The organism is Gammaproteobacteria bacterium, assembly GCA_028817255.1.
Lineage (GTDB): Bacteria > Pseudomonadota > Gammaproteobacteria > Porifericomitales > Porifericomitaceae > Porifericomes > Porifericomes azotivorans.
Map to the genome: position 1 here is coordinate 1 of JAPPQA010000112.1, position 4,677 is coordinate 4,677.

Annotated in this window: 4 protein-coding genes; all 4 read left to right on the forward strand. The window is 70.4% G+C overall.

All coding sequences use genetic code 11. The annotated features are described in order from the left end of the window. Positions 1–306: 306 nt before the first annotated feature. Genes OXU43_05105 through rsmG form a run of 4 tightly spaced genes read left to right on the forward strand, consistent with a single transcriptional unit; the run spans position 307 to position 4,454 of the window. The gene (locus OXU43_05105; GenBank protein ID MDD9824529.1) at positions 307–840 is read left to right on the forward strand and encodes a gamma carbonic anhydrase family protein; all 534 of its coding nucleotides are present in this window, start codon (positions 307–309) and stop codon (positions 838–840) included. 40 nt (positions 841–880) lie between these two features. Further along, on the forward strand, positions 881–1,747 hold the full coding sequence (speE, locus tag OXU43_05110) for a polyamine aminopropyltransferase (protein ID MDD9824530.1): 867 nt from the start codon (positions 881–883) through the stop codon (positions 1,745–1,747). Further along, entirely contained in the window at positions 1,744–3,627 is a 1,884-nt protein-coding gene (mnmG, locus tag OXU43_05115; GenBank protein ID MDD9824531.1) for a tRNA uridine-5-carboxymethylaminomethyl(34) synthesis enzyme MnmG, read from the forward strand. The genes speE and mnmG overlap by 4 nt, the downstream gene beginning before the upstream one ends. Then, positions 3,624–4,454, forward strand: a complete 831-nt coding sequence (gene rsmG, locus OXU43_05120) for a 16S rRNA (guanine(527)-N(7))-methyltransferase RsmG (protein ID MDD9824532.1) — start codon at positions 3,624–3,626, stop codon at positions 4,452–4,454. Before mnmG ends, rsmG begins: the two co-directional genes overlap by 4 nt. The last annotated feature ends 223 nt before the right edge of the window (positions 4,455–4,677 follow it).

Genomic DNA, 4,677 nt, shown 5'->3' on the forward strand with positions numbered 1-4,677 from the left:
CGCCCTGAAGGAGCGCGAAGCGCGCGCTTTATACGCTGGATTCCCGCCCCTGTTCAAGCCAGGGGCAAGCTCTGCGCGGGAATGGCGAGGGGGTGCGCGGGAATGGCGGGGATGGGAATCTTTTCCCCTGGATTGCGTAACGGTCGGCAGGCGTCCCCGCGCCCCGTGCCGCCCCCGGAGATTTGTTGCTAAAATGACCGCCTGCGACAGGGGCGAGGTCATGGTCGGGCGAGGTCATGGTCGCAGTGAATGCCGCGCATGAGGATGCGCCATGAGCAGGCGCGCGAATAGAGGAGAACGACGAACATGCCGATCCGGGAATACCAGGGAAAACGGCCCAAGGTGGCGCAGTCGGCCTATGTGGACGACACCGCGCTGGTGCTCGGCGACGCGCGGGTGGACGAGGATGTCTCGATCTGGCCGATGGCCGTGGTGCGCGGCGATGTGAACTCCATCGTCATCGGCCAGGGCAGCAACATTCAGGACGGCGCGGTCCTGCACGGAACCCACGACAGCAAGTATTCCCCCGGCGGCTTCTCGCTGCGGGTCGGCCAGTACGTCACCGTCGGCCACCGCGCCATCCTGCACGCCTGCAAGGTGGGCGACCACTGCCTGGTCGGCATGGCGGCCACCGTGATGGACGGCGCCGTGCTGGAACAGCGGCTGATGGTCGGCGCCGGGGCGCTGGTGACCTCGGGGCAGCGGCTGCAAGAGGGCTACCTGTATTGCGGCGTGCCGGCGCGCCGCCAGCGGCGGCTGCGGTTGCAGGAAATGGAATACCTGGAATATTCCGCACTCCATTACATGCGGCTGAAAGACGAGTACCTGCAGGCCGGTTGAGCCCGATGCGCGGCATTTCCGGGCGCCGGGGGACGGCGCCGTGCTAAACCGGGAGTGGTTTTCCGAGTTCACCGAGGGCGACGGCCTGGCTACCTCCCTCAAACTGCGCCGCAAACTGCACGAAGAGCGCACGCCCCACCAGCACATCGCAGTCTATGAGACCGAGACCTTCGGCAACCTGCTGCTGCTGGACGGCATCATCATGCTGACCGCGCGCGACAACTACATCTACCACGAAATGATGACGCATACGCCGCTGTTTTCGCATCCCGCGCCGCGCGACGTGCTGATAGCGGGCGGCGGCGACTGCGGCAGCCTGCGCGAGATCGCCAAGCACCGCGAGGTGGCCTCCATCACCCAGGTGGAGCTGGACGAACGGGTAGTGCGCGCCGCCGAGCGTTTCTTCCCCGAGTTATGCGCGGCCAACGGCGACCCCCGGGTGCGGATGATCTTCGACGATGCCGTCGCCTGGCTGGCGCGGGCCGGGGAGCGCACCCTGGACGTGCTGGTGCTGGACACCCCGGACCCGGTCGGCCCGGCCCGGCGCCTGTTCTCGGAGCCCTTCTACCGCGATTGCCTGCGGGCGCTGCGCCCCGGCGGCATCCTGACGGCGCAGACGGAGTCGCCGCTGCTGGATCTCGATTTTTTGCGCCAGACGCAAGACGCCTTGCAGCGCGCCGGCTTCGCCGAAGTGCGCACCGTACTGTTCCCGGCCTGCAGCTATCCCTCGGGCTGGTGGACGGCCAGCATGGCGCGCAAGGGGCGGCCCTTCGACGGCTTCCGCGAACAAGACGCGAGGGAGAAAGAATTCCCCACCTCGTATTACAACGCCGGGATCCACGTCGCCAGTCAGGTCCTGCCGGAGGCCCTGCGCGAGGCCCTGGAGCCAGACGCGCCGGCGTCATGAACGGCGCGCGGGAACGCTTCGACGTGATTGTCGTCGGCGGCGGCCACGCCGGCACGGAGGCGGCGCTGGCGGCGGCGCGTCTGGGCGCCCGCACCCTGCTGCTCACGCAGGCCCTGGACTCGCTGGGCCAGATGTCCTGCAATCCGGCGCTGGGCGGCATCGGCAAGGGGCATCTGGCGCGCGAGATTGACGCCCTGGACGGGGCCATGGCGCGCCTGGCCGACCGTTGCGGCATTCAGTTTCGCATCCTGAACGCCTCCCGGGGCGCCGCCGTGCGCGCCACCCGGGCGCAGATTGACCGCGATCTGTACCGGCGCGCGGCGCGGCAGGCATTGCAGGCCCGCGACAACCTGCTGCTGTTCCAGCAGGAGGTGCGCGACCTGGTGGTTGCCGGCGGGGAAGTGCGGGGCGTGGACACCCGCCTGGGGCTGCGCTTCGCCGCCCGGACGGTGGTGCTAACCGTGGGCACCTTCCTGGGCGGGCGCATCCATATCGGCGGCGAAAACTACAGCGGCGGGCGCGCCGGCGCCCCGGCCGCGTCCGAACTGGCCGCGCGGCTGCGGGAGCTGCCCTTCCGCACCCGGCGCCTGAAGACCGGCACGCCGCCGCGTCTGGACGGCCGCGGCGTGGACTACCGCATCCTGGAGGAACAGCGGGGCGACTGCCCGACGCCGGTATTCTCCTTCCTCGGCAGCGCGGCGGAACACCCCCGCCAGGTCTCCTGCCACATCACCCGCAGCAACCCGCGCACCCACGACATCATCCGCGCCGCGCTGGACCGCTCGCCCCTGTACGACGGCAGCATCTCCGGCCCGGGGCCCCGCTACTGCCCCTCCATCGAGGACAAGGTCACGCGCTTCGCCGAGCGGGAATCGCACCAAATCTTCCTGGAGCCGGAGGGGCTGGACAGCATCGAAGTCTATCCCAACGGCATTTCCACCAGCCTGCCGTTCCCCGTCCAGCAAGAGGCGCTGCGCTCGATCCGCGGGCTGGAAAGGGCGCGCATCACCCGGCCGGGGTACGCCATCGAATACGACTTCTTCGACCCCCGCGGCCTGCATCCCTGGCTGGAGACCCGCTGTCTCGCCAACCTCTACTTTGCCGGCCAGATTAACGGCACCACCGGCTACGAAGAAGCGGCGGCGCAGGGATTGATCGCCGGCCTGAACGCCGCCCGGCGGGCCGCCGGGAGAGAACCCTGGTACCCGCGCCGGGATCAGGCGTATATCGGCGTGCTGATAGACGACCTGGTGACCCGCGGCGTGGTCGAGCCTTACCGCATGTTCACCAGCCGCGCCGAGCACCGCCTGCTGCTGCGCGAGGACAACGCAGACCTGCGGCTGACCCCGGCGGGAAGAGAACTGGGCCTGGTGACGGAGGCGCGCTGGCGGCGCTTCCAGAGCAAGCGCGAGGCCCTGGAGCGGGAGCGGCGCTACCTGGAAGAAACCTGCCTGGAGCAGGCCGGGGCCGAACTGCCGGCGGCTATGCGCCCGGCAGGCGGCAAGGCGGCCCGCGGTTGCACCCTGATGGAATTGCTGCGCCGCCCGGGCGTCTCTCACCGCGAGCTTATGCGGCTGGCGGGCCGGGAGGACGCGGAGGTCGCGCCGGAGGTCGCGGCGCAACTGGAGACGCAGGCGAAGTACAGCGGCTACCTGAAACGGCAGCAACGCGAGATCGCGCGCGGCCGCGGCGACGAGACGACAACGCTGCCGCCGCGGCTGGATTACGCCAACGTGCAGGGGCTTTCCACCGAGGCGCGGCAATGGCTGGAGCGGCTGCGCCCCGCCACCCTGGGCCAGGCCTCCCGCATCCACGGCGTGACCGCCGCCTCCATCTCCCTGCTGCGGGTGCATCTGAGGAAGTTGCGCGGCTGCGCATGATGCGGCGCGCGGGCCGGCGGCGGGACGGCGGGGGCGCGGCGGAAGCGAATGGCAGGCGGCGGCCCGCGCGCGGCGAGGGACCCGGCAAGGCACGGCGCGCGACGCGGGCCGACGGCCCGCCGGGGGCGGGAATCGGGGCGGGAACAGGGGCGGGAGCGGGCGCGCTCCTGGAGGCGCCGCTGGCCGACGGCCTGCGCCGGCTGGGGCTGGCCGGGAACCGGGACCTGCGGCAAAAATTGATTGCCTATCTGGAGTTATTGCTGTTCTGGAACCGCAGCTACAACCTGGTCGGCGACCGGGACCCCCGCCGCATCCTGTCCCGCCACGTATTCGACAGCCTTGCCTTCCTGCCCCACGTGCGCGGTCCCAGCTGCCTGGACCTGGGCTCGGGCGCCGGTTTCCCCGGCCTGCCGCTGGCCCTGGCCCTGCCCCGGACCCGCTGGGTACTGCTGGACAGCCGCCTGAAATGCGCCCGCTTCCTGCGCCAGGCCGTGCTCGAGCTGCGGCTGGAACACGTGGCAGTGGTGCGCGAGCGGGCCGAGCGCTACCGCCCCGCCGCCGGCTTCGTCACGGTCGTCTGCAGGGCGCTGACCCGCCTCGACCGCTGCTACCGCCTGGCCGCGCCCTTGTGCGCGGCGCAAGGCCGCCTGCTGACGGCCAAGGGCGGCGGCGCGGCGCAGAACGAACTGCGGCAACTGGCGGCCCTGGGGGTCTCCTTCCGCCTGCACCCGTTGCGCAACCCGGCCCGCGCGCAGCCGGCCACGCTGGTGGAAATCCCTGCCGCCGCGCCCGGCGCATCGCTCCCCCCCAATCACTCCCCCCCTTGAGGGGGAGTCGGCAAGACGAGGGCGCAGCCCGAAGTCGCGCCGGTGGGGGGCATAGCGGCGCCTCCTTCCCCCAGCGGACACGGGAATCGCAACCGCCGCTTCCCCCCACTGATTGCATATACTCTCCTTCTATCCAGTCCGGTATCGAGTATGTAAAGAGGAGGCTCAAAGATGGACATTAAGTTGCACAAGCTGGCCAAGACCACACCCGCCACTCGGGCGT

What these genes read in the sequence shown, in the direction of transcription:
- mnmG (MDD9824531.1), top strand. Translation starts at nt 1,744, where the DNA reads ATGAACGGCGCGCGGGAACGCTTCGACGTGATTGTCGTCGGCGGCGGC.
- rsmG (MDD9824532.1), top strand. Translation starts at nt 3,624, where the DNA reads ATGATGCGGCGCGCGGGCCGGCGGCGGGACGGCGGGGGCGCGGCGGAA.
- OXU43_05105 (MDD9824529.1), top strand. Translation starts at nt 307, where the DNA reads ATGCCGATCCGGGAATACCAGGGAAAACGGCCCAAGGTGGCGCAGTCG.